This is a genomic window from Sphingomonas sp. CCH9-F2 (assembly GCF_001556735.1).
GTDB lineage: Bacteria > Pseudomonadota > Alphaproteobacteria > Sphingomonadales > Sphingomonadaceae > Sphingomonas > Sphingomonas ginsenosidimutans.
This window is the reverse complement of record NZ_LSJO01000612.1, coordinates 1-956: the sequence shown is the minus strand read 5'-3', so window position 1 is coordinate 956 and position 956 is coordinate 1. Positions and strand designations below refer to the sequence as shown.

Sequence of the window (956 nt, the reverse complement as noted above, 5' to 3'; positions counted from 1 at the left end):
ACCGACACCGCCGCCAGCCGCCACACCTCGGCTTCGCCGCCCGGCCGCTGGAGCGCGGCATAGATGGCGAGCGGCAGCGTCTGCGTTTCGCCGGGGACGTTCGACACGAAGGTGATCGTCGCGCCGAACTCCCCGATCGAGCGCGCGAAGCCCAGCACCGCAGCCGCCGCGACGCCCGGCGCGGACAGCGGCAGCGTGATCGTGGCATAGGCGCGCCACCGCCCCGCCCCCAGCGTCCGCGCGGCCTGTTCCAGCCGGCGGTCGACCGCCTCGATCGACAGCCGCATCGCCCGCACCATCAGCGGAAAGGCCATCACCGCCGCCGCGATCGCCGCGCCGGTCCAGCGGAACAACACCGACACCCCCAGCCAGCGTTCCAGCACCGCGCCGACCGGGCCGGCGGGCGCGAAGGCGATCAGCAGCACCCAGCCGGTCACTACCGGCGGCACCACCAGCGGCAGATGGACCAGCCCGTCGAGCAGCACCTTGCCCGGAAAGCGCCAGCGCGCCAGGATCCAGGCGACGACAAAGGCAGGTGGCAGCGCCGCGAGCGTCGCGACGCCGCCGATCAACAGGGTCAGCCGGACGATGCCCGCCAGTTCGACGCTCAAGGACGGACGAACCCGCGCTGCGTCAGGATCGCCTGCCCGCCGCGCGACAGCAGGAAGCGGCGGAAGCCCTCCGCCTCGCGCCCTGCCTCGCCGCCGGTCAGCCGCGCGACCGGATAGACGATCGGTGCATGGCTGCGTGCCGGGAACACGCCCGCGATCCGCACCCCGCGCGCCGCCAGCGCATCGGTGGCATAGACGATGCCATAGGGGGCCGCGCCGCGCTCCACCAGCGCCAGCGCGGCGCGGACGTTTTCCGCGCGCACCACGCGCGGCGCCACCGCATCCCACGCGCCCAACCGGCGCAGCGCCGCCTCGCCATATTTGCCCGCCGGCACCGCGGCGGGA

General features: G+C 74.6%; 2 protein-coding genes. Both read right to left on the bottom strand.

Features of this window, described 5'->3' with window-relative positions; translation table 11 throughout:
• Positions 1-611: molybdate ABC transporter permease subunit (modB, locus tag AX685_RS17080; RefSeq protein WP_066490709.1), on the bottom strand; the 611-nt coding region annotated here is incomplete at its 3' end.
• Positions 608-956 (bottom strand): molybdate ABC transporter substrate-binding protein (gene modA / locus AX685_RS17075; RefSeq protein WP_156445891.1); only part of this gene is annotated, 349 nt, incomplete at its 5' end. The genes modB and modA, both read right to left, overlap by 4 nt.